Raw genomic sequence first — 22570 nt, forward strand, 5'->3', positions numbered from 1 at the left:
CGGAAGAAAACGTGCGTAGAGCGGCGCCCGTTGCGGTAAGAACTCGAATTGCACTGTTAGGTAACGATCCGCATGAACTGTCCCAGGTGTCATTTGACGCAAACCACCAGCCGCAAGACTCGCAACGCATTACCTTGATGTACTGGGAATACCTTCGGCCGTCAGATTCATCCTTCCGATCAGTGACCGAGAGCGACGGACTGTCTTTACAGCATGGGCAGGCACTGTTCCCAAACACTGCCGACAAAAGAGGAGCGGATTGGGTTTGGCTTCCGTACTGCCAGATGCGGGAGTTCATGTGTTAGACGCCCAACTATTAATTAGGCGACATTGCTGTCGCATAACACACCTTGGCGATGTCGGATAACGTTCCTTGTCATGCAGTAAAGCCTTGATTCGCTTGAAGACAAGACGGAGGAACGCGACTCCGGGTTGGCGGAAAACGACAACGCAGCCGATCAGCCAAGGCAACGTAATGGCCAGACGCTACTGGCAGGCTTGAAAACTGTCCAGACGGCGTGTCGAAAAAGTGTCGAGATCACTGCAAGGCATAGCGGAAAAATGCTGAACCGGCTGGGCTGCAAGGCCAGTTAAGCCGGGCATTGCGGATCACAGCGAGAGGCCGGAAAGGGTTCGATTCCCTATACCGCTCCAGGCCAGAAACATGAAAGCCCTGTTTTTTACAGGGCTTTTTGTGGGCAATGTTCAAAGGTGGCGATAACCCATCGAAGTCTCACGAACTCACAAAGAACATATCCCGTTCCCTGTCCAGCAATTCCTAACTCGACGCTCTGACCGTTCGACTACTCAGCGCGAACATCACCACCGCAACCAGGCAAACCGCAACCTGGGTAGCGCCCAGCGTAGTGACCGGCGCGAACTCCAGCACCGACACCAGCCAAGTGGTGATTGCGGCGGCGCCCATGGTCAGGAAGCCGAGCAGCGCAGAGGCCAGGCCCGCTTCCTTGCCGAAGGGGCCCATGGTGATTGCGGTGCCCAGTGGGTTGGCGAGGCCCATGCCCCAGAGAAATATGACCATCGATAGCGAGTACCAGCCCAAACCGGGGTTGTTTGGCCCGATTAGCAGCAAGCTGCCGGCCACCAATGCGGTGGCAAGGCCCAGGGTGGTGATCGTGCGGCTACCAAAGCGGTGGGCCAGGCGTGGGGCTGCCATGCCGGCAGCGAACACGACGAACACGGTGGCGGCGAAGTACAGACCAGCCTGCAACGACGATAGGCCCATCCCGCTCATCAGGATCGCCGGTGCGGCAGCGAAGGAGGCGAACAAACCGCTCATCAACAGGCTCACCGAGGCGGCCGGGAGGATGAATTTGCCGTCGCGGAGCAATCTGCCGTAAGCGGCCACCACGCGTGGTGCCGAGAGCGCGACTCGGCGTTCACGGGGCAGTGTTTCGCCAAGACCGCGGGCGTAGAAGAAGGCGATGGCCACGGCGGCGACTCCGACCATCAAGAAGATCGCCCGCCACCCCAGCGCAGTGGTCAGAACGCTGCCGAGCAATGGTGAAAATCCGGGTGCTGCCGCGGTGGCGATCATCGTCAGCGACAACGCGCGCCCCAAGGTTTCGCCTTCGAACAGGTCACGGGCAATGGCCCGCGCCAGCACGGCGGCAGCGCACACCCCGAGCGCTTGTACGACACGCCCGGCAATCAGCACCTCGAGGCTGGTGGCAAAGCCTGCGACCAGTGTGCCGATCACGAACAGCGCGAGCCCACCCAGAACGAGCCGCTTGCGCCCGTACCGATCAGCCAGTGGCCCCACCACCAGTTGCGCGAATGCGAAGGTGATGAAGAAACTGGAGAGGGTCAGCCCTAGTTCGCGGGAGGAAACGCCAAGCTGTTGGCCGATGTCCGGGAACGCGGGCAGGATGATGTTGGTGGAGAGGATGCTGATCGCAGAAAGGCTCGCCAGCAAGGCGACGATTTTACCCGTCAATGCCGGGCTGCCTTCGCGGGTCGTTGCGGCATCGAGCGCTACCGGCTGGCTTTCGGCGCTCATGGCGTGGCCTCCCAGCGACGGAAAAGCACGCTGGCATTGACGCCGCCGAACCCGAAACCATTCGAGAGCGCGTGGGTGATGGGCATCTTGCGGGCCGTCAGCGCGACCAGGTCGAGCCCTGCGGCGCGCTCATCGGGCTCGTGCAGGTTCAAGGTGGGCGGCGCGACCTGATCACGCAGCGCCAGCACCGTGAAGATCGCTTCGATACCGCCTGCCGCGCCCAGCAGATGGCCGGTGGCGGACTTGGTCGAGCTGATGGCTACGGATGAGTCATGGCCGAACAGCGAGCGGATGGCCGCCAGTTCGCCCTTGTCGCCGACCTGGGTCGAGGTGGCGTGGGCATTGATGTGCTGCACATCGGCGGCGCTCAGGCCTGCCTGGGCGAGCGCTTGCTGCATGGCGCGGCGGGCGCCGCTGCCATCTTCCGGGCCGGCCGTGAGGTGGTAGGCGTCGGCGCTGGTGCCGTAGCCCACCAGTTCGGCCAGCGGCGTGGCGCCGCGTGCCAGGGCGTGCTCCAGCGACTCGATCACCAACAGCCCGGCGCCTTCGGCCATCACGAAACCGTCGCGGTTTTGGTCGAAGGGCCGCGACGCCTCTTGCGGCCGCTCGGCAAAGCCGGTGGAGAGCGCACGGGCCGCCGCGAAGCAGCCAAGGGTCACGCGGTCGATGGCCGCTTCCGTGCCGCCACAAATGGCGACGTCCGCTTCGCCGCTTCTGATCAGCCGGGCCGCATCGCCAATCGCCTGCACGCCAGCAGCGCAGGCGGTCACTGGCGCGCCGAGCGGGCCTTTGAAACCGTGACGGATCGAGACGTGCCCCGCCGCCATGTTGGCGAGAAACGACGGTGCGGTGAACGGCGAGAGCCGGCGTGGCCCACGCGAATCGGTAATCCGCACGGCTTCGGCCATGGCACCGAAGCCACCCACACCCGAGGCGATGATCGTCGCCGTTCGCTGCTGCTCTGCTTCGCTAGTCGGGTGCCAGCCGGCCTGCTGCAAGGCTTCCTGCGCGGCAACGAGGGCGAACTCGATGAAGCGGTCCATCTTCTTGCGTTCTTTGTCGGGGATGATCAGCTCGGGTCGATACCCGGCAACGGCATCGTCCTCCAGCGTCGGCACTTGCCCGCCCACGGTTACACCGGTGCCTTCGGTGATCGCTGTCGGCAGCGTGGCAATGCCCGAGCGCCCGGCCAGCAGCCGGCGCCACACCTCGTCGACGCCACAACCCAGCGGCCCGACGATACCGGTGCCGGTTACCACGATGCGTTTATGTCTTTGCGAATCGATCATTGCAGGCTCCTCGTGTTCGCTGTGCGCCCGCCTCGTTCGGCGTCAGGTCGCTCGGCGGTGACGGTGCTGGGGCGAATCTTGAACCAGATGGAATACATCGCCGGCAGGAACACCAGGGTCATGATGGTGCCGACGAAAGTCCCGCCGATCAGCGTGTACGCCAGCGTGCCCCAGAACACCGAATGGGTGAGCGGAATGAAGGCGAGGATGGCCGCCAGCGCGGTCAGCAATACCGGCCGGGCTCGTTGTACCGTGGCCTCGACGACCGCATTGAACGGGTCGAGCCCCTCGCTTTCGTTGTGATGGATCTGCCCGATAAGGATCAGCGTGTTGCGCATCAGGATGCCCGATAGGGCGATCAGGCCAACCAGGGCATTGATGCCGAACGGCTGCTGGAACAGCAGCAGCACCGGCACCACGCCGATCAACCCCAGCGGCGAGGTGAGGAACACCATGACCATGGCCGAGATCGAGCGCACTTGCAGGATGATGATCAACAGCGTCAGGGCGATCATGATCGGCAGCAGCGGCAGAATCGCCTGGCTGGCCTTGCCCGATTCCTCGATGGAGCCAGCCATTTCGATACGGTAGCCGGCGGGCAACGTCTCGATGATCGGCTGCAGGTCTTTCCAGACCGCCGCGGAGACGTCGGGCGGTTGCAGCTCTTCGGCAATGTCACCGCGCACGGTGATGGTCGGCGTGCGGTCACGACGGCGCAGGATGGGGTCTTCCATGCGTACATCGACTTCGCCGATCTGCGAGAGCGGAATGCGCTGGCCCGCCGCACCGACCAAGGTGAAACCCTCGATCTTCGCGGGATCGAGGCGAATAGCCCCGGCTGCGCGACCGACCACCTGCACCGAGCGGATGTCTTCGCGCACCGAGGTGATCGGTACGCCGGTGAGCAAGAACTGCAGCTGTTGCGCGACTGCGCTGGAGGTCAGGCCCACGGCCTGCAGGCGATCCTGGTCCAGCGAAAAATGCAGGGTCGGTACCAGTGGGCCCCAATCGGCGTTCACCGTGCGCATCATCGGGCTGGCCTGCAACACGTCCTGCACGCGAGCAGCGATCTCCCGCAACTGCATGGGGTCGGGGCCCATCACCCGATATGCCACCGGGTATGGTGAGTAAGGGCCGAATACCAGTTGCGTGACGCGCACCTTGGCTTCGGGCGCCAGCCCTTCGGAGGCCGCTTCCCGGATGCGCAGCTTGAGGGCTTCGCGGGCCTCCTGGCTGTCCGTCAGCACCACGATCTTGGCGAACGACGGATCGGGCAGTTCAGGGGCCATGGCCAGGAAGAATCGCGGCGGGCCCTGGCCGATGTAGGAAGTGACGATCTTGGCTTCTTCCTGCTCGCGCAGCCACGACTCGACCTTGATGGCGGTGGCGTTGGTCTGCTCGATGGAGGTGCCGTATGGCATCTGCAGTTCGACCAGCACTTCGGGGCGGTCGGAGGTTGGAAAGAACTGCTTCTTCACCAGCCCCATACCGAGCACGGCCACCACGAACAGGGCGATGACCGCACCTGCCACCAGCCATTTATGGGCGATGACGCGCGCCAGCAGCGTGCGGAAACGGTTGTAGTGGCGGGTGTTGTAGATGGCCGCATGGCCGCCTTCGACCTGTTTGATATTCGGCAACAGCTTCACGCCCAGATAAGGCGTGAACGCCACGGCCACCACCCAGGAGGCGATCAGCGCGATGCCGACGATCCAGAACATGTTGCTGGTGTATTCACCCGCCGTGGACTGCGCGAAACCGTTGGGCATGAAGCCGATGGCGGTTACCAGGGTGCCGGAAAGCATCGGCGCGGCGGTGTGGCTCCAGGCATAGGCCGACGCCTTGAAGCGGTCGTAGCCCTCCTCCATTTTCACCACCATCATTTCGATGGCGATGATGGCATCGTCCACCAGCAGACCCAGGGCGAGAATCAGCGAGCCGAGGGTGATGCGGTCGAAGTTCTTGCCCGTGGCGGCCATCACCACGAAGACGATGGCCAGCGTCAGCGGCACGGCAGCGGCGACCACGACGCCCACACGCCAGCCCATGCTGATGAAACAAACCAGCATGACCACCAGCAGCGCGACAAAGAACTTGACCATGAACTCGTCGACGGACGAAGTGATGTTGACCGCCTGATCGGTGACTTTACTGAGCGTCATGCCCAACGGCATGGCGTCGTTGATGCTCGCCGTTTCGGCGTCGAGCGCCGTGCCGAGATCGAGACCGTTCCAGCCTTCGCGCATCACCACACCGAGCAGCAATGCAGGCTCGCCACCATGGCGAACCAGAAAGGTGGCTGGGTCTTCATAGCCGCGCTCCACCGTCGCCACATCGGAAAGCTTCAGCGTACGGCCCTGCACGGCAATCGGGGTTTCGCGGATCTTCGCCAGTTTGTCGAAGGCGCCATCCAGGCGCACCACCACCTGCGGCCCGCTGGTTTCGACCGAACCGGCGGGCGTCAGTACGTTCTGGGTATTGAGGGCGGCAAAGATGTCCTGCGGCGTTACGCCCAGGGTGGCCAGCCGGTCATGGGAGAAGGAGACGAAAATCCGCTCGGCCTGCTCGCCGATGATGTTGACCTTCTTGACCCCCGGCACGTGCAACAGCCGCTGACGCAGCGACTCGGCGTCACGCACCAGTTGGCGCTGCGGTTCGCCCTTGGCCTTCAGGGCATACACCGCGAAGGTCACATCCGAGAATTCATCGTTGATCATCGGCCCGACAACGCCAGCCGGTAGCGTCTTGGCTTCATCGCCAAGCTTCTTGCGAGCCTGGTAGAACTCCTCCTGGACCGCCGAGGGCGGCGTGCTGTCGAGCAACGACACCATGGTGATCACCAGCCCCGCGCGGGTGAAGGTTTCACTGCGGTCGTACCAGCGCAGCTCCTGCATGCGCTTTTCCAGCGGCTCGGCGACCTGATCCTGCATTTCCTGGGCGGTGGCGCCCGGCCAGGCGGTGATGATGGTCATCTGCTTGACGGTAAAGGGTGGGTCTTCCGCCCTGCCCAGCTGGAAGAACGCCAGCGTGCCGGCCACTGCGATCAGCAGGATGAGAAACAGCGTGATGGAGCGCTCGCGGACGGCAAGGGCGGACAGGTTGAAACGCCCCTCGCTCATGGCTGACTCCCGGCGACCGACGCGCCAGCCGCCTGGGCCACCCTCACCTCTTCACCATCACGCAGCAGGTGCGCGCCCAGCGCTACGACCTGCTCGCCCGCGTCCAGCTTGCCGGCTATACGCGCCGCGTCATCACCAATGCCCAGCACCTCAACGGGGCGCCAGGAGACTTTCGCCGGCTCTCCAGCGATGACCCACACGCCGGTGCCATTGCCAGGGTCATGGAGCGCGGCGATGGGCACTTGCAGCACGTGAGCGGCGTTTCTTTCCCTGGCGATGTTCAGGGTGATGGTCGAACCGAGCGGCGCGTTCGCCAGCGCGCCGTCGAGCACGTACCTGGCTTCGAAGGTGCGGGTGGTGGCATCAGCGGCCTCGGAGAGCAAACGCAGTTTGGCGGTAACGGCAGCGCCGCTGTCGCCATACAGGATGGCCTGGGCCGTGGAACCCGGCACCGGGCGCAGGGTTTCGGGGAGGTGCACGATGGCTTCGCGCTGGCCGGCGCGTGCCAGGCGCACCACCGGTTGCCCGGCACTGACCACCTGGCCGGGCTCGGCCAGGGTATCCATCACCACGCCATCGGCATCGGCTAGCAGCGCCGCGTAGCCCGTGGCGTTACGCGCCACGTCCGCCTGAGCTTGCGCCGCGCTGAGCTGCGCCTTCGCGGAATCGGCGGCGGCCTTGATCTGATCGTAGGCCGATGCCGACACCGCACCGGCTGCAACCAGGCCGCGATAACGGGCCTCGTCATCAGCCGTCTGCCTGGCTCTTGCACTGGCGGATGCGACCGCCTCCTGCTGGGCGCGCGCCTGCAATTGCAGGTCGACAGGGTCGAGGCGCATCAACGGCTGGCCGCGTTTGACCGTCTGCCCGGTGTCGACCAAGCGCTCGAGTACTTTGCCCGACACGCGGAAACCCAGATCACTCTGGGTGCGAGCGACCACCACACCGGTGAATGAACGAGAAACGTCGACCGCGTTCTCGACCGCTGCCGCCCTGATCAGCGGCGGCTTGTTGCGTGGATCTTTGCTGACGGAAGAATCGCCGCACGCCACCAGGACGACAGGCAATAAGCAAACGACGAAAGTGGCGGGCTTGAGGCGCATGGGTTCCATTACTCAAGAGCAATACGGGAACCACATTCTTTGACCTGTGACCAATATTGTCAATGGTCACAACAATTATCTACGGCGCCAGGCTACGCAATATCAAAGCAGGCAGATGCACGACAGCCTCGGGAGTCCCGTCGAGGTTGTACTGCAACTGTGCCGGATTGATGTAGGGCCGCATGATCAGATAGATCGCGTTGACGGCCTCGTCGAGCGGCGTCTTGCGCTCGAATTCGCCGGCCTCGCGACCGTCGAGAAGGATCTGCTGAATGATCCCGCGAATGCGCGCTTCATGGCCTTTGACCGAGGGCCATTGGTCACGCGAGGCCACGGCGGCGATGTCGTAAAGCTTGCGATCATGGAAGAACAGATCGCTGCCCGCCTCTGAAATGGAGCGGAACAGACGCCTGAATCGCTCGGATGCCGTCGGCGCATCGGCAATCGCGGCATCGACGACCTCCATGATCATGGCCAGTCGATTCGAGCAGATCACCTCGCCGATGGCCTGCTTGGAATCGAAGAATTTGTAGATGTAGGCCTTGGAAAAACCAATGGCCTTGGCCAGGTCGGACACGGTGGTCTTCTCGTAACCGTAGTGGCCGAAATGCTTGGTCGCCGCACTGATGACCTGATCGCGGACGTCGTGATCCAAAGGCCCACGGGTGGATGGCGTATTCATATTTTCGTTCATGCCTGCAGCTTAACTCCATGGTGAGCTGATTGACAGCAAGTGACCAATCTATAATATGGTCACACCCTATATCTCGCTTGAGAGAAACGCCATGCCTCCCTTCCGTATTCTTGCGCTCGTGGTGAGCACCAGCCTGGTCGCAGGTTGCGCGGTCGGTCCGGACTACCAACGAGCGGATGCTCCGCTGGCCGACCGTTATCTCGGCCAGGCCGCCATCGAGCAACGGCCGGCAGCCACGCCCGCCAGCTTTGCACAGTGGTGGGAAGGCTTCGGTGACCCGCTGCTGAGCAGTCTGGTCGCCAAGGCACTGGAGCAGAACCTGGATATGGCACAGGCACAGGCTCGTGTTTCCCAGGCACGTGCCGGCCTCGGCGCAGCGAATGCGGCGCTGCTGCCCTCCGGTAGCGTCAACGGACAAGCCGCGCGCGCCTACCAGTCGGTGGAAACGCCACTGGGCCAGGTGCTCGACTCCACGCCTGGCTATGACCGCTATGGTAATAGCTATGAGGCCAACCTCGAAGCGAGCTGGGAGTTGGATGTGTTCGGAGGCTTGCGCCGTGGTCGCGAGGCCGCAGTCGCCGAGTACCAGGCATCCGAGGCTGGCGTGGTCGCCACCCGATTGGCCATCGCCGCACAGACTGCGGATGTCTATACCGTCATTCGCGGGTTACAGGTCCGCCTGGAGATTGCCGAGCGGCAGGTCAAAACCCAGGAGGACTTGCTGGACAAAGTTCGCCTGCTGCACAGCAGAGGCCTGGCCGCCGAGTATCAGGTCGATCAGACCGAGGGGGAGCTGTCGCAGGTTCGGGCCAGCGTACCGGTGCTCCGTGCCGGGCTGGATGCAGCCATGAACGCGCTGGATGTGGTGCTCGGCGCACCGCCGGGCACGCACCGCGACGAGCTCTCTGCAGCCCGCGCAATTCCTCGGGCACCGCAGATTTCGGAAACCGGCTCGCCGGCCGATCTGCTGCGCCGCCGCCCGGACCTCATCGCCGCCGAGCGTCGCCTCGAGGCGGCCAATGCGCGCATCGGCGTGGCGATCAGCGAGTACTACCCCAAGTTTTCACTCGGTGCGCTGATCGGCAGCGCTACCACCTCGGGCGGCAACCTGTTCAGCAGCGGAGCCAGCCAGTCGGCGGGCGTGCTGGGGTTGCGCTGGAGGCTTTTCGACTTCGGCCGCATCAATGCCCAGATCGATCAGGCCAAGGGCCAGGAGGCCGAGGCACTCGCCAGCTATCGCCTCTCCGTGCTGCGCGCGACAGAGGACGTCGAGAACGCATTCTCCGCCCTGATCAACCGCGAGAGCCAGGCATCGACCCTCGTGGCAGGAGAGACATCGCTGACGCGGGCCCGGCAATCTTCGTTCATCGCTTATCAGAACGGCACGGCCAGCTTGATCGATGTGCTCAATGCCGACGAGACGCTGCTTCAGGCTTCCGACGCGAGGGCGCAGGCGCAGACGGAGTCGGCCCGCGCCGCGATAGCGGCATTCCGTGCGCTGGGCGGCGGCTGGCAGCCACATGCTCACCCGGAAGTAGCCGCCAGCGGCGTTGGCGAATGACGCTTCAGCCCTGCTGGCTTTCCAGTGCAACTGCTCGCTGCCAGCTTGGCAGTGCGGTCAGGCGCTGCAGGTAGGCGGCAAGGTGGGGATATCGCTCGCCCAGGGCCAGCTGTTCGACCACGGTGATCGCCACGAAGGCCAGCATGAAGTCGGCACCGGACAGCGTCTCGCCGAGCACGAAATGCCTGTCGGCGAGAAACTCATCCAGGTAGCCCAGCACCTTGTCGAACTCGGTCTGGGTGTAGCCGCCGAGGAACGCCAAGGTGGTGCCGGCGTCCTGCTCGAAGCGGGTGAAGATCTTCAGCAGTAACGGCACCATCGCCGAGCTTTCGGAGAAGTGCAGCCACTGCAGGTAGTGCAGATAAGCCGGGGAGCTGAAATCCGGCTCCAGGCGGGGCGCGAAGCGGCGGATCAGGTATTCGACGATCGCGCCTGATTCGCTCAGCAGTTGCCCATCGAGTTCGATGACCGGGGATTTGCCCAGCGGGTGGATCTGCTTGAGCGCGTCCGGGGCGAGATGGGTGGTGGGGTTTCGCTGATAGCGAACCAGCTTGTAAGGCTCACCTATTTCTTCCAGTAGCCAGAGGATACGCAGCGAGCGAGAGGCGTTGAGGTGGTGAAGCGTGATCATTGGATGTCCTTGTCGATCGTCGAGCTGACAGGAAAAGGCTGAATCGCCCGCGCAGCATCTGCACGGGCGATTCAGCCTCGTTCAGCGGTTACTTGAGTTGCGCGAGCAGCGCCTTGGCGACGTCTTCCGAACTGGCAGGGTTCTGGCCAGTGATCAGCTTGCCGTCTTCGATCACGAAGGGCGCCCAGTCCGGGCCTTTTTCGTAGAGGCCGCCGAGCTTCTGGAATTCGTCTTCGATCAGGAACGGCACCACGTCGGTCAGCTCCACTGCAGCCTCTTCACCGTTGGTGAAGCCGGTGACGCGGCGGCCCTTGATCAGCGGCGAGCCATCGGCGGCTTTGACGTGACGCAGCACACCTGGGGCGTGGCAGACGAAACCGATGGGCTTGCCAGCGCGCTCGAAGGCCTCGATCAGGCTGATGGACAGCTTCGACTCGGCCAGGTCCCACAGCGGGCCGTGGCCGCCTGGGTAGAACACGGTGTCGAAGTCGGCATCCCGGATGGTGTCCAGCTTGACGGTATTGGCCAGGGCTTTCTGTGCGGCCGGGTCGGCCTTGAAGCGGTGAGTGTGCTCGGTCTGGAAATCCGGCAGGTCGCTTTTCGGGTCCAGCGGTGGCTGGCCGCCGGCTGGTGAAGCGAGCACCACCTCGGCGCCGGCGTCCTTGAACACGTAGTACGGGGCCGCGAACTCTTCGAGCCAGAAGCCGGTTTTCTCGCCGGTGTTGCCGAGCTGATCGTGGGAAGTCAGCACCATCAATACTTTCATTTCGAATACCTTCTGATAGCGGTGGGAGGTTGAGTTAGTCGTTCAAAAAAGCGTCGAGTGCCTGGGCCTTGGCCGCATACGGCGCACGCAGTCGCAGGCTGGAGGCGCCGTCCTGGCTTTGCACCACCACGGGCTTGGCGTGGGTGAAGCGGCGGAAGCCGTGTACACCGTGGTAAGCGCCCATGCCCGAGGCGCCTACGCCACCGAATGGTAAGCTGTCCACCGAGACGTGGGTCATGACATCGTTGATCACCAGGCCTCCCGATGTGGTTTGCGCGCTGAAGCGCTGCTGCTGCAACGGATCATCGCCAAAATAGTAAGCCGCCAGCGGACGCGGATTGGCGTTGATGTAGGCAATGGACTCATCGACATGCGCATAAGTTTTGACGGGCAGCAGCGGGCCGAAAATTTCTTCCTGCATGATGGCCATTTCATCGGTGACATCGAGGACCAGGTGCGGCGCGATCTTGCGCGACCTGACATCCAGCGAAGGCTCACCCTCTGGAGCCAGGCTGATCACCCTGGCGCCCTTGCGCTCGGCATCTTCGAGCAGGCCAGCCAGGCGTTCGAAATGACGCGGGTTGATGATCGAGGTGTATTCGGGGTTGCCGATCAGGCTGGGGAAGCTCTCGGCCACGAAGGCCTTGCTGGCCTGCACCAGGGGCTCCAGTGCGCTCTGCGCGATCATCATGTAGTCGGGCGACAGGCAGATTTGCCCCGCATTGAACGACTTGATGGTCAGCGTGCGCTGCACGGCAGTGCGAATGTCGAAATCCTCGGCGACCACCACGGGTGACTTGCCACCCAGCTCCAGCGTGACCGGCACGAGGTTTTCCGCCGCCGCACGCATCACGTGTTTGCCCACCGCAGTGCTGCCGGTAAAGATCAGGTGATCGAAGGGCAGCGCGCTGAATGCCTGGCCGACGCCAGCATCGCCCAACACCACGGTCAGTTCGTTCGGGTCGAAATAACGGGCCACCAGTTCGGCGAGCAGTTCGGAGGTGCGGGGGGTCAACTCGGACGGCTTGAGCATCGCGGTATTACCCGCCGCGAACACACCGGCCAGCGGGCCGAAGGCCAGGTTGATCGGGAAATTCCAGGGGCTGATGATGCCCACCACGCCCAGCGGCTGCTGCTCGATCCAGGCCTGCATGCCGGGGCCGGGGCTCTCTACCTGTTCGGGCTGCATCCACTGCTCTACGTGTACGGCCGAATGCTCGAGCATTTTGATGGTGGTGACCAGATCGGCAACCATCGACTGGTAGATGCTGCGGTTGCCGAAATCCGCACTCATCGCATCGCTGATCGCCTGATGGTTGTCGCGAATCAGCTTGGCGCTGCGTTGCAGTCGATCCTGACGGAGCTGCGCATCGGCAGGCCCTGCGTTCAGGTGCGCGCGCTTCATGCTGCGCAGAATGGCCTGCAGGTCTTGTGTATTGAGCTGGTCGTTCATCGCCCTTCTCCTCGATGTCCTCGGTAAACAATGACGCCATGTTAGGGAGCTGGCCCAGGCAGGAGTAGACAGGGTATTTTACCCGACACATAAATATTTTTATGGATGAGCCATGTCTCTGCTTCGCCTGAGGACCTTCATCGAGGTTTACCGCCAGCGCTCGATCAGTGGCGCGGCGCGCACGCTGAACCTCACCCAGCCAGCGGTTTCACAGCATATCTCGGGCCTCGAAACGGCCATTGGCAGGAGCCTGTTCGAGCGCCAGGCGCGCGGCGTGGAGCCGACGTCTGCAGCACGGGAACTGGCGGCCGACATCGGTGACAAGCTGGATTCCGCGGAGGCCGCACTGGCCTCGGCACGCGCCCGCTCGATAGAACTGGCCGGCGCGCTGCAGATCATTGGCCATGCCGACTTCCTCGCCGAGGTGGTTTCCCGACAGCTCAAACCGCTGCTGGAAGAAGGCATCCGTATCCGCATGCAGCACGGCGATCACGAGCTGATCTGCCGCATGCTGCTGGAGGGCAACTGCGACCTGGGCGTGGCGGCGTCGGCGCCGAACGACAGCCGCCTGCGCAATGAATTGCTGTACAACGATGACGTTATCGCCGTGGCAGCCCCCGCCGTGGTGCAGCGTTTGACGACAGCGAAGGATTTTCACCGTGCGCTGCAAGCCGAGCCTGTGCTGGCCTACAGCCTGGAATTACCCCTGATCGATTCGTGGCTGGCCATCAACAAGATAGAAATGGAGTCGGCCATCCCGGCAATGGTCGGCCAGGATCTGCGCACTCTACGCACGCTGTTGATCGACGGGTTTGGCTGGAGCACATTGCCGGCTTACCTGTGCAAGGCCGCTATCGAGCGCGGAGAGCTGCGGGAGATACCTGCGCCGGTCGGCCATGCGAGCCGCGAATACCACCTGTTGTGGACGCCCAGCGCGCTGCGTCAGCCACGCGTCGCGCATGCCCGCCAGGCGCTGCTGTGGCGCCTGCGTGGCAGTCGGCGTGTCGAGTGACTTCACAGGCCAACCTGATCGCCTGCGCCTGAAACGAAAAAGGGATAGCTACGCTTGTAGCTATCCCTTTTCCTGTGGAGCGACCGGCTGAGTTACTGCGGGTCGCTACCCGCTTTCAGCCAGAACACCGATCAGCGCTTGTCCTTGCGCTTCTTGTCGGCCTTCTTGTGGTGGCTCATCAAACGACGCTTCTTGTTCACCTGGCGATCGGTGAGGGTGTTCTTGTTGCCCTCGTACGGGTTCTCGCCGCCCTTGAACTCGATGCGGATCGGCGTGCCGACCAGCTTGAGCACCCGCCGATAGGTATTTTCCAGATAGCGGATATAGGACTTGGGTACCGCATCGACCTGGTTGCCGTGAATCACGATCAGCGGCGGGTTGGCACCACCCAGGTGGGCGTAGCGCAGCTTGATGCGACGGTTGTTGACCATGGGCGGCGCATGCTCACGCACGGCGTCTTCGAGGATCTGCGTCAGGCGGTTGGTCGGCCAGCGGGTGATCGCCGACTGGAACGAGGCCTGTACCGACTTGTACAGATGGCCAACACCGGTGCCATGCAGCGCCGAGATGAAGTGGATATCGGCGAAGTCGACGAAGAACAACCGGCGTTGCAGCTCGGTTTTCACGTAGTCGCGTTCGCTGGGCTCCATGCCGTCCCACTTGTTGAGGGCGATGACCAGGGCACGACCACTCTCGAGCACGAAACCGAGCAGGTTGAGGTCGTGATCGACCACGCCTTCGCGGGCATCCATGACGAACACCACGACGTTGGAATCCTGGATCGCCTGCAGCGTCTTGACCACCGAGAACTTTTCCACCGCCTCGAAGATCTTGCCGCGGCGGCGCACGCCGGCGGTGTCGATCAGGGTGTACTTCTCGTCGTCCCGCTCGAAGGGGATGTAGATGCTGTCACGGGTGGTGCCGGCCTGATCGTAGACGATGACCCGGTCTTCACCGAGCATGCGGTTGACCAGGGTCGACTTGCCGACGTTGGGGCGACCGATGATGGCCAGCTTGATGCCGTCCTTCTCGCTCGGCCCGGGAATGCGCTTGGCTTCCTCGCCTTCGGCAACCACTTCCTCTTCTTCGCCTTCTTCAGGCTCGCCAGCATCCTTGGGAAAGCTGCCCAGTGCCGCTTCGAGCATCTGGGTGATGCCACGGCCATGGGCACCGGCGATGGCCAGAGCCTCGCCCATGCCCAGCGGGGCGAATTCGGCGCGGGCCAGATCCGGGTCGAGGTTGTCGACCTTGTTGACCACCAGGAAGCTGCGCTTGTTGCGCTTGCGCAGGTGCTCGCCAATCATCTGGTCGGAGGCGGACAGCCCGGCACGGGCGTCGACCAGGAACAGCACGGCGTCGGCTTCTTCGATGGCCTGCAGGGACTGCTCGGCCATCTTCGCATCGATGCCTTCTTCGTCACCGGAGATACCACCGGTGTCGATCACGATATAGGTACGCCCCTGCCATTTGGCCTCGCCGTACTGGCGGTCGCGGGTCAGACCCGAAAGGTCACCGACGATCGCGTCGCGGGTGCGGGTCAGGCGGTTGAACAAGGTGGATTTGCCGACGTTCGGCCGACCCACCAGGGCAATTACGGGAACCATTCGGCTCTCCACTTCGTTATTTCAGAAAATACAAAAGCCGCTGCACAGGCAGCGGCCACAAATCTCGCACTATCCGCCCCGCTCGCCCGGCCGTGGCCGGGCGAGCGGAACAGGGGCTCACTTGATGGTCAAGGCCACCAGTTTGCCGCCGTTGCCGAAGGCGTACAGCCAGTCACCGACGACCAGCGGACGGGCACGCAGGCCATCACTGTCGATGCGGATACGACCGACGAAACGGCCGTCGACCTGGCTGATCAGGTGCAGGTAGCCTTCCAGATCGCCGAATGCGACGTAGCTGGAGAACACCTGCGGCGCCGACAGCTGGCGACGAGCCAGGGCATCGTTGCTCCACAGGGCCGAAGCCGAGCGCTCGTCGATGCTTTCCACGGTGCCGCTGGCCAGGGTCACGTAAACGTTACCGAAACCTTGCGCCACGCCCATGGAGCTGGAGGCTTCGCGCTGCCACAGCACACGGCCGCTTTCCAGATCGAGGGAAGCGACGCGGCCCTGGTAGGTCACCACGTACAACTGGCCACCGGAGAGCAGCAGACCACCGTCGATGTCGACGATGCGGTCCAGCTCGGAGCGGCCCTGCGGGATGGCGACGCGCTGTTCCCACACCGGGATGCCACGCTGGGCGTCCAGGGCGATGACCTTGCCGCTGGACAGACCGGCGATGGCCAACTGGTTGGTCAGTACCGGGCTGCCGGTGCCGCGCAGGGTCAGTACCGCCGGGGTGTTTTCGAAGATCCAGCGCTGCTGGCCGCTGTAGGCGTCCAGAGCTACCAGCGTGTCGTCCTGGGTCTGCACCAGCACGGTGTCGCTGCTGATGGCCGGAGCGGAGAGCACTTCGCTCGGCACCTTGGCGCGCCACTTCTCTTCGCCGGTGGACGAGTCCAGAGCGATCACTTCACCCTTGAGGGTGCCGACCACGACCATGCCGTAGCCAGCCGCCACGGCGCCGGAGACCGGTACTTCCAGCTCCTTCTTCCAGGACACCTTGCCGGTGGTGCGCTCCATGGACACGATCAGGCCTTCGACGTCAGCGGCGAAGATCTGCTCACCGTCGACCACGGGCTCGAGCATGTTGTAGATGTCGCCCTGACCGTTACCGATCGAACGGCTCCACTCTTTCTGCAGCGTCACTTCTTCCTTGAAGTCAGGCAGTTCGGCAGGTGGCAGTTCTTTCTTGCTGTTGCTGCTGCAACCGACGACCAGAACGGCCAGGGCCAGCAGTGCGGCATTCTTCCAACGCATCACGTCATGCATCCCCTTTGGCCAGGTCGTCGATCTTCATCTGCAGACCACCAACGGCCGCTTCTTCAGACAGCGCGCCCTTGGCTTTCACATAGGCGGCGTGGGCATCGTCGGTACGGCCCAGCTTCACCAGCAGGTCGCCCTTGAGCTCTTCGCGGCTGGCCAGGTAAGCCTTGTCGGCGTCGCCTTCGAGCAGTTTCAGGCCTTCTTCGGCCTTGTCCTGGGCCGCCAGTACACGGGCCAGACGCTGGCGAGCGAGCTCACCGAGGGTCTCATTGGCCGGCTTGTCGACCACGCTGCGCAGCTCGGCTGCAGCGTCGTCCAGCTTGCCGGACTCGACCGCGACCTTGGCCACGAACAGGCTGCCGTACTGGGCGTACTGGGTGCCGCCGAAATCGCTCTTGAGCTGGCCTGACAGCGCTGCCACTTTGGCTGCATCGGGCTGACCGCTCGGGGTCATGGCCGACTCGAGCAGTTGCTGGTAGATCACCGAAGCGCCCTGAGCCTGATTGCTCTGGTACTTCTGCCAGCCCTGCCAGCCGAATACCGCGATCAGCGCCAGAGCGCCGCCAGCCAGCAGAGGCTTGCCGTTACGCTGCCACCAGTCCTTCAGGCCGGCCAGTTCATCATCATCGCTATTCAACGCCACCCCAGATACTCCTTAATCGCTAAATCGCTCAAACCTGCTTGGTGCAGGACGCCAGATGGCCGGCAAGATCCGACCAGGCAATGCTTTGTTGTTCGCTGTCATCGCGCAAAGGTTTGCAACCTACCACGCGCTTGGCCAGTTCGTCCTCACCCAGAATCAGAGCATACAGGGCTCCGCTCTTGTCGGCTTTCTTGAACTGGCTCTTGAAGCTGCCACCGCCGGCATTCACCAGCAGACGCAGCCCCGGAACTTCGTTGCGCAGATTCTCCGCCAGGGCCAGGGCTGCCAGCTCGGCAGGCTCGCCAAAGGCGCAGATGAAGGCGTCTGCCGGACGGCTCAGCTCGGCGGGCACACGCTGCAGGGTCTCGAGCAGCAGCACCAGACGCTCGACGCCCATGGCGAAGCCGACACCAGGGGTCGGCTTGCCGCCGAACTGGGTGATCAGGCCATCGTAACGGCCACCGGCGCACACGGTGCCCTGGGAGCCGAGCTTGTCGGTGACCCACTCGAACACGGTACGGCCGTAGTAGTCCAGACCACGCACCAGCTTGGGGTTGATCTCGTAGGCGATGCCGACGGCATCGAGACGGGCCTTGAGGCCGGCGAAGTGCAGACGGGACTCTTCGTCCAGGTAGTCGTGCAGGGTCGGCGCGTCGGCAAGCAGCGCCTGGGTAGTGGCCACCTTGCTGTCGAGAATCCGCAGCGGGTTGGTGGTCAGACGGCGCTGGCTGTCTTCGTCGAGCTGGTCGAAACGCTCCTGCAGATAGGCCACCAGCGCATCGCGATACACCGCGCGGGCTTCGCTGGAACCCAGGCTGTTGAGCTGCAGGGTCACTGCATCGCCGAGGCCCAGTTGTTTCCACAGGCGCCAAGTCAGGGTGATCAACTCGGCATCGATGTCCGGCCCAGGCAGGTTGAAGACTTCAACGCCGATCTGGTGGAACTGGCGATAACGGCCCTTCTGCGGCTTCTCGTAGCGGAACATGGGGCCCGCGTACCAGAGCTTCTGCACCTGGCCGCCACCGGTCATGCCATGCTCGAGCACGGCGCGCACGCAACCAGCGGTGCCTTCGGGGCGCAGGGTCAGGGATTCGTTGTTGCGGTCGAGAAAGGTGTACATCTCCTTGTCGACCACGTCGGTGCCCTCGCCGATGCCGCGGGCGAACAGTTCGGTGAACTCGAGGATCGGCAGACGCATTTCCTGATAGCCGTAGCTGTCCAGCAGCTCTGCCAGGGTGGTTTCCAGGTAACGCCAGGCTGGGGTCTGCTGCGGCAGGATATCGTTCATGCCACGGATGGCTTGCAGGGACTTGCTCAATTGTTTTCCTTAGGCACGGGTCAGCCGCGCACGATCACGGCCGCGTCGGCTGCGACCTTCTCGGCCGCCTTTGTGCGGATCAGCCGTTCCAGCTCATCCACCAGGTTGGTGTTGGTCAGTTTCGAGACGGGCTTGCCGTCGATGTAGACCAGGTTGTTCGGGCTGCCGCCGGTAAGGCCGATGTGGGCCTCCTTGGCTTCGCCCGGGCCGTTGACCACGCAGCCGATCACCGCGACGTCCAGAGGCACCAGCAGGTCCTCGACGCGGGTTTCCAGCTCGTTCATGGTCTTGACCACATCGAAGTTCTGGCGCGAGCAGCTTGGGCAGGCGATGAAGTTGATGCCCCGCGAGCGCAGGCGCAACGACTTGAGAATATCGAAGCCGACCTTGATCTCTTCCACCGGGTCGGCGGCCAGGGAAATGCGGATGGTGTCGCCGATGCCATCGGCCAGCAGCATGCCCAGGCCAACGGAGGACTTCACGGTACCGGAGCGCAGGCCACCGGCTTCGGTGATGCCCAGGTGCAGCGGCTGTTCGATCTGCTTGGCGAGCAGACGATAGGCTTCGACGGCCATGAACACGTCGGAGGCCTTCACGCTGACCTTGAAGTCAGGGAAGTTCAGGCGGTCGAGGTGCTCCACGTGACGCAGTGCGGATTCGACCAGTGCTTCAGGGGTCGGCTCGCCGTATTTCTTCTGCAGGTCCTTTTCCAGCGAACCGGCGTTCACGCCGATGCGGATCGGGATGCCCTTGTCGCGGGCTGCCTCGACCACCGCCTTGACCCGGTCTTCACGACCGATGTTGCCGGGGTTGATGCGCAGACAGTCGACGCCCAGCTCGGCCACACGCAGGGCGATCAGGTAATCGAAGTGAATGTCCGCCACCAGCGGCAGGTTGACCTGCTGCTTGATGCGGCCAAAGGCTTCGGCAGCGTCCATGTCCGGCACCGATACGCGCACGATGTCGGCACCGGCCGCTTCGAGGCGACGGATCTGCTCGACGGTCGCGGCGACATCGTTGGTGTCGGTGTTGGTCATGCTCTGTACGGCGATGGGCGCGTCGCCCCCTACCGGTACCGAACCGACCCAGATCTTGCGGGACAACCGGCGTTTGATCGGCGATTCACCGTGCATATTACTGTCCACCCAACTTCAAGCGTGCGGTTTCACCGGAGATGTGCGGCGTTACGTCGACGGCAGCGCCGTTGTAGGTCACCTGGGCACCACGAGCGAAGCCCAGACGCAGTTCGAGCGGCGCCTGGCCACGGGCATCGAGGCTGTCGCCGGCACGCTTCAGGCCGCTGGCGACGACCTTGCCGTTGGCGTCGGTCACCTGAATCCAGCAGTCGGCGGTGAACTTCAGACTCACCAGGCCTTCACCCGCGGCGACTGGCGCCTGGGGCTGTGCGGCGGCCGGCGCAGGTGCGCTGGCAGCGGGGGCTGTCGGTGCCGCTGGCGCGGCCGGGGCAGCAGGCGTACCGGCCTGGGCAGGTGCCTGCGCGGCATCGGCTGGGGCGCTCTGGCCGGCCGGAGGATTCTGTTCCAGCAACTCGCTGGCAGTGGCTTCCGGCGTGGAGTCGGCGGTATCGCCTGGCTGCTCGGCAGGAACGCTCGGCAGCGGCAGCTCGGTGGCACCTTGATTCTGCGCTTCGGCAACGGCTTGATCTTCCGGCTCGTCGAGCGGGTGGATCTGCGTATTGCCATCGGCACCGTCGACTTCGACATGGCCCAGGCCAACGTTCTTCAGGTCATCGAGCTGCCAGCCCTGATCCTGCCACCAGTAGAAGCAGGCACCGCCCACACCGAGCAGCAGCAGGAAGCTGACCAGGCGCAGGATGCTCTGCGAGTAGCGCGTCGGCTCTTCGATACGCCCCAGGGCATGCACACTGCTGCCCGTGGCGTTACTGCCCGTGTATTGGTCGAAATCGGCGACCAGAGGGGCTTGCTCCATGCCCAGCAGTTTCGCGTAGGCGCGGATGTAGCCACGGGCGAAGGTGTTGCCCGGCAACTTGTCGAACTCGCCGGCCTCCAGCTGGGTCAGGCGCATTGGCGTGAGGTTGAGCTGGGTCGCTACTTCGGCGACCGACCAGCCTCTTTTCTCGCGTTCCGCACGCAGGGCTTCACCAGGATTGACGCGATGAGCTGCTGCAACTTCAGGTTGGGCCGCTTTCATCTTTGCTCCGACAGATATTGCTGATATTCCGGCGTACCGGGATAAAGACGTTTCAACTGCAGGCCGAGGCTGGCGGCGCGGTCACGATCCTCGAAGATCGTGGCCAGGCGCGTACCCAACAACAGGCTGCGGGCGTTCTGCTCGGCAATGGCGCTGTAGCCTTCGTAATAGCTGCGCGCCGGGACGTACTGCTTATCTTCGAACGAGAGGTTCGCCATTTCCAGCAGCGCACGCGGCTGGCGGCTGTTGAGGCGTAGCGAACGCTCGAAATAGGCTTTGGCCTCGTCACGCTGCTTGAGCATCATGGCGGTCATGCCAAGGTTCTCGAACACCCGGGCGCGCTCTGGGTAGAGGCTGTCCTCGGCGGCGAGACTGTAGCGCTGCAGCGCTTCGTCGTAGCGTTTCTGTTCGAACAGGAAGCCGGCGTAATTGTTCAGCAGCCGTGCGTCCTTGGGGTTGTTCGACAGTGATTTGCGGAAATGTTCATCCGCCAGCTTCGGTTCCATCTCACGCTGGAACACCAGGGCCAGTACGGCGTGAGCATCGGGAGCGGACGAATCGATATCCAGGGCGTTCTTCAACGGCACCTTGGCCGGCCCGGTTTCACCCTGCTGCAGATAGCCGATGCCAAGCTGGACGAAAGAATCGTAAGCCTTCTTGCGGCCTTCGGTGGTCTTCATCGGGTCGACGTCACCGGTGGAGACACAGCCGGTGAGCAGACTTGCACTCAGCAGAAACAGCATGGAACGCAGCACGGTCATGGAGATCCTCTCAGGTACGACTGACGGCAGGACGCGGAGTATCCGCATCGCCGTTCAGCTGGCGCACGGCGATGTAACGTTCGCTGCGGCGGGTACGGTCCATTACCTGGCCAACCAGTTGCCCGCACGCCGCGTCGATATCTTCACCACGGGTGGTGCGCACCGTGACGTTGTGACCGGCTTTTTGCAAGAGTTCCTGGAAACGGCGAATGGCGTTGTTGCTCGGACGCTCATAACCCGAATGGGGGAACGGGTTGAACGGAATCAGGTTGATCTTGCAGGGCATGTCGGCCAGCAGCGCGACCATCTGCTCGGCGTGCTCGAGTCTATCGTTCACGTCCTTGAGCAGGGTGTACTCGATTGTCAGCACACGTTTCTCGCCGAGGCGCGAGACATAACGCTTGCAGGCAGCCAGCAGCATCTCCAGCGGGTACTTCTTGTTGATCGGTACCAGTTGGCTGCGCAGTTCGTCGTTCGGCGCGTGCAGCGACAGCGCCAGGGACACGTCGATCACTTCACCGAGCTTGTCGATCATCGGCACCACGCCGGAGGTCGACAGGGTCACCTTGCGCTTGGAAATGCCGTAGCCGAGGTCGTCCATCATGATTTTCATGGCGGCGACGACGTTGTCGAAGTTCAGCAGCGGCTCGCCCATGCCCATCATCACCACGTTGGTGACGGCACGGTCGATCTTCGCCGGCACGCTGCCGAACGATTTGCAGGCGATCCACACCTGGCCGATGATCTCGGCCGCGGTGAGGTCGCTGTTGAAACCTTGCTTGCCCGTGGAGCAGAAGCTGCAGTCCAGAGCACAGCCAGCTTGTGAGGAAACGCAAAGCGTGCCACGCCCACCCTGGGGGATGTACACGGTTTCCACGCAGCTGCCCGACGCCACACGCACGACCCACTTGCGGGTGCCATCGGAAGAAATGTCTTCGCTGACCACTTCGGGCCCGCGAATGTAGGCAGCGGCCTCGAGCTTCTCGCGCAAGGCCTTGCCGACGTTGGTCATGGCGGCGAAATCATCGACGCCGAAGTGGTGAATCCACTTCATGACCTGACCGGCACGAAAGCGCTTCTCTCCGATGCTGTCGAAGAACTGCTCCATTTCCGGCTGGGTCAGGCCCAGCAGGTTGATTTTGCCATTCGTGTCGGTCATGACGT

The 22570-nt window shown here is 63.3% G+C and carries 18 protein-coding genes; 2 read left to right on the forward strand and 16 right to left on the reverse strand.

Translation table 11 applies throughout. From position 1 onward, the window contains the following. Positions 1-778: 778 nt before the first annotated feature. From QRN22_RS01070 to QRN22_RS01090, 5 genes are all read right to left on the reverse strand, one after another. The gene (locus QRN22_RS01070) at positions 779-2017 is read right to left on the reverse strand and encodes a multidrug effflux MFS transporter (RefSeq protein ID WP_042555314.1); all 1239 of its coding nucleotides are present in this window, start codon (positions 2015-2017) and stop codon (positions 779-781) included. After that, positions 2014-3306, reverse strand: coding sequence for a beta-ketoacyl-ACP synthase II (fabF, locus tag QRN22_RS01075; RefSeq protein ID WP_042555313.1), 1293 nt, complete (start codon positions 3304-3306; stop codon positions 2014-2016). Before fabF ends, QRN22_RS01070 begins: the two co-directional genes overlap by 4 nt. Next, positions 3303-6425, reverse strand: a complete 3123-nt coding sequence (locus tag QRN22_RS01080) for an efflux RND transporter permease subunit (RefSeq protein ID WP_042555312.1) — start codon at positions 6423-6425, stop codon at positions 3303-3305. The genes fabF and QRN22_RS01080 overlap by 4 nt, the downstream gene beginning before the upstream one ends. Beyond that, positions 6422-7528, reverse strand: coding sequence for an efflux RND transporter periplasmic adaptor subunit (locus tag QRN22_RS01085; RefSeq protein ID WP_042555361.1), 1107 nt, complete (start codon positions 7526-7528; stop codon positions 6422-6424). The genes QRN22_RS01080 and QRN22_RS01085 overlap by 4 nt, the downstream gene beginning before the upstream one ends. Before the next feature lie 79 nt (positions 7529-7607). Beyond that, positions 7608-8222, reverse strand: coding sequence for a TetR/AcrR family transcriptional regulator (locus tag QRN22_RS01090; protein ID WP_042555311.1), 615 nt, complete (start codon positions 8220-8222; stop codon positions 7608-7610). Positions 8223-8313: 91 nt separating this feature from the next. Here QRN22_RS01090 and QRN22_RS01095 point away from each other — a divergent pair, with 91 nt between their 5' ends. Continuing rightward, complete coding sequence (locus tag QRN22_RS01095; RefSeq protein WP_042555310.1) at positions 8314-9783, forward strand: efflux transporter outer membrane subunit; 1470 nt, start codon at positions 8314-8316, stop codon at positions 9781-9783. Between the two features lie 4 nt (positions 9784-9787). On the opposite strand, the gene QRN22_RS01100 is transcribed toward QRN22_RS01095, so the two are convergent. From QRN22_RS01100 to QRN22_RS01110, 3 genes are all read right to left on the reverse strand, one after another. After that, positions 9788-10414, reverse strand: coding sequence for a glutathione S-transferase family protein (locus tag QRN22_RS01100; protein WP_042555309.1), 627 nt, complete (start codon positions 10412-10414; stop codon positions 9788-9790). An 88-nt stretch (positions 10415-10502) separates the two neighbouring features. Then, on the reverse strand, positions 10503-11180 hold the full coding sequence (locus QRN22_RS01105; protein ID WP_042555308.1) for a type 1 glutamine amidotransferase domain-containing protein: 678 nt from the start codon (positions 11178-11180) through the stop codon (positions 10503-10505). 34 nt (positions 11181-11214) lie between these two features. Next, complete coding sequence (locus QRN22_RS01110; RefSeq protein ID WP_269432932.1) at positions 11215-12705, reverse strand: coniferyl aldehyde dehydrogenase; 1491 nt, start codon at positions 12703-12705, stop codon at positions 11215-11217. 40 nt (positions 12706-12745) lie between these two features. Between QRN22_RS01110 and QRN22_RS01115 the strand changes: the two genes are divergently transcribed. Next, on the forward strand, positions 12746-13645 hold the full coding sequence (locus tag QRN22_RS01115) for a LysR family transcriptional regulator (protein ID WP_042555306.1): 900 nt from the start codon (positions 12746-12748) through the stop codon (positions 13643-13645). A gap of 131 nt (positions 13646-13776) precedes the next feature. Here QRN22_RS01115 and der read toward each other — a convergent pair whose 3' ends face one another. The 8 genes from der to rlmN form a co-directional block, all read right to left on the reverse strand. Beyond that, complete coding sequence (gene der, locus QRN22_RS01120) at positions 13777-15249, reverse strand: ribosome biogenesis GTPase Der (RefSeq protein WP_042555305.1); 1473 nt, start codon at positions 15247-15249, stop codon at positions 13777-13779. 117 nt (positions 15250-15366) lie between these two features. Further along, positions 15367-16518 (reverse strand): outer membrane protein assembly factor BamB, encoded by a 1152-nt coding sequence (bamB, locus tag QRN22_RS01125; protein WP_042555304.1) that lies wholly within the window; start codon positions 16516-16518, stop codon positions 15367-15369. Next, complete coding sequence (locus QRN22_RS01130; RefSeq protein ID WP_042555360.1) at positions 16511-17149, reverse strand: tetratricopeptide repeat protein; 639 nt, start codon at positions 17147-17149, stop codon at positions 16511-16513. The genes bamB and QRN22_RS01130 overlap by 8 nt, the downstream gene beginning before the upstream one ends. A gap of 34 nt (positions 17150-17183) precedes the next feature. Next, entirely contained in the window at positions 17184-18473 is a 1290-nt protein-coding gene (gene hisS / locus QRN22_RS01135; protein ID WP_042555303.1) for a histidine--tRNA ligase, read from the reverse strand. 20 nt (positions 18474-18493) lie between these two features. Continuing rightward, the gene (ispG, locus tag QRN22_RS01140) at positions 18494-19606 is read right to left on the reverse strand and encodes a flavodoxin-dependent (E)-4-hydroxy-3-methylbut-2-enyl-diphosphate synthase (RefSeq protein ID WP_042555302.1); all 1113 of its coding nucleotides are present in this window, start codon (positions 19604-19606) and stop codon (positions 18494-18496) included. Position 19607: 1 nt separating this feature from the next. Next, positions 19608-20645, reverse strand: a complete 1038-nt coding sequence (locus QRN22_RS01145; RefSeq protein ID WP_042555301.1) for a RodZ domain-containing protein — start codon at positions 20643-20645, stop codon at positions 19608-19610. Further along, entirely contained in the window at positions 20642-21406 is a 765-nt protein-coding gene (gene pilW, locus QRN22_RS01150) for a type IV pilus biogenesis/stability protein PilW (protein WP_042555300.1), read from the reverse strand. The genes QRN22_RS01145 and pilW overlap by 4 nt, the downstream gene beginning before the upstream one ends. Before the next feature lie 10 nt (positions 21407-21416). Then, positions 21417-22565 (reverse strand): dual-specificity RNA methyltransferase RlmN, encoded by a 1149-nt coding sequence (gene rlmN / locus QRN22_RS01155; RefSeq protein ID WP_042555299.1) that lies wholly within the window; start codon positions 22563-22565, stop codon positions 21417-21419. Positions 22566-22570 lie beyond the last annotated feature (5 nt).

This window comes from Pseudomonas sp. MEJ086 (assembly GCF_030209025.1).
Taxonomy (GTDB): domain Bacteria; phylum Pseudomonadota; class Gammaproteobacteria; order Pseudomonadales; family Pseudomonadaceae; genus Aquipseudomonas; species Aquipseudomonas fulva_A.

Excerpts from the sequence above, each read along its gene's own strand:
- QRN22_RS01070 (WP_042555314.1), bottom strand. The coding sequence starts at position 2,017 with ATGAGCGCCGAAAGCCAGCCGGTAGCGCTCGATGCCGCAACGACCCGC.
- fabF (WP_042555313.1), bottom strand. The coding sequence starts at position 3,306 with ATGATCGATTCGCAAAGACATAAACGCATCGTGGTAACCGGCACCGGT.
- QRN22_RS01080 (WP_042555312.1), bottom strand. The coding sequence starts at position 6,425 with ATGAGCGAGGGGCGTTTCAACCTGTCCGCCCTTGCCGTCCGCGAGCGC.
- QRN22_RS01085 (WP_042555361.1), bottom strand. The coding sequence starts at position 7,528 with ATGCGCCTCAAGCCCGCCACTTTCGTCGTTTGCTTATTGCCTGTCGTC.
- QRN22_RS01090 (WP_042555311.1), bottom strand. The coding sequence starts at position 8,222 with ATGAACGAAAATATGAATACGCCATCCACCCGTGGGCCTTTGGATCAC.
- QRN22_RS01095 (WP_042555310.1), top strand. The coding sequence starts at position 8,314 with ATGCCTCCCTTCCGTATTCTTGCGCTCGTGGTGAGCACCAGCCTGGTC.
- QRN22_RS01100 (WP_042555309.1), bottom strand. The coding sequence starts at position 10,414 with ATGATCACGCTTCACCACCTCAACGCCTCTCGCTCGCTGCGTATCCTC.
- QRN22_RS01105 (WP_042555308.1), bottom strand. The coding sequence starts at position 11,180 with ATGAAAGTATTGATGGTGCTGACTTCCCACGATCAGCTCGGCAACACC.
- QRN22_RS01115 (WP_042555306.1), top strand. The coding sequence starts at position 12,746 with ATGTCTCTGCTTCGCCTGAGGACCTTCATCGAGGTTTACCGCCAGCGC.
- der (WP_042555305.1), bottom strand. The coding sequence starts at position 15,249 with ATGGTTCCCGTAATTGCCCTGGTGGGTCGGCCGAACGTCGGCAAATCC.
- bamB (WP_042555304.1), bottom strand. The coding sequence starts at position 16,518 with ATGCATGACGTGATGCGTTGGAAGAATGCCGCACTGCTGGCCCTGGCC.
- ispG (WP_042555302.1), bottom strand. The coding sequence starts at position 19,606 with ATGCACGGTGAATCGCCGATCAAACGCCGGTTGTCCCGCAAGATCTGG.
- QRN22_RS01145 (WP_042555301.1), bottom strand. The coding sequence starts at position 20,645 with ATGAAAGCGGCCCAACCTGAAGTTGCAGCAGCTCATCGCGTCAATCCT.
- pilW (WP_042555300.1), bottom strand. The coding sequence starts at position 21,406 with ATGACCGTGCTGCGTTCCATGCTGTTTCTGCTGAGTGCAAGTCTGCTC.
- rlmN (WP_042555299.1), bottom strand. The coding sequence starts at position 22,565 with ATGACCGACACGAATGGCAAAATCAACCTGCTGGGCCTGACCCAGCCG.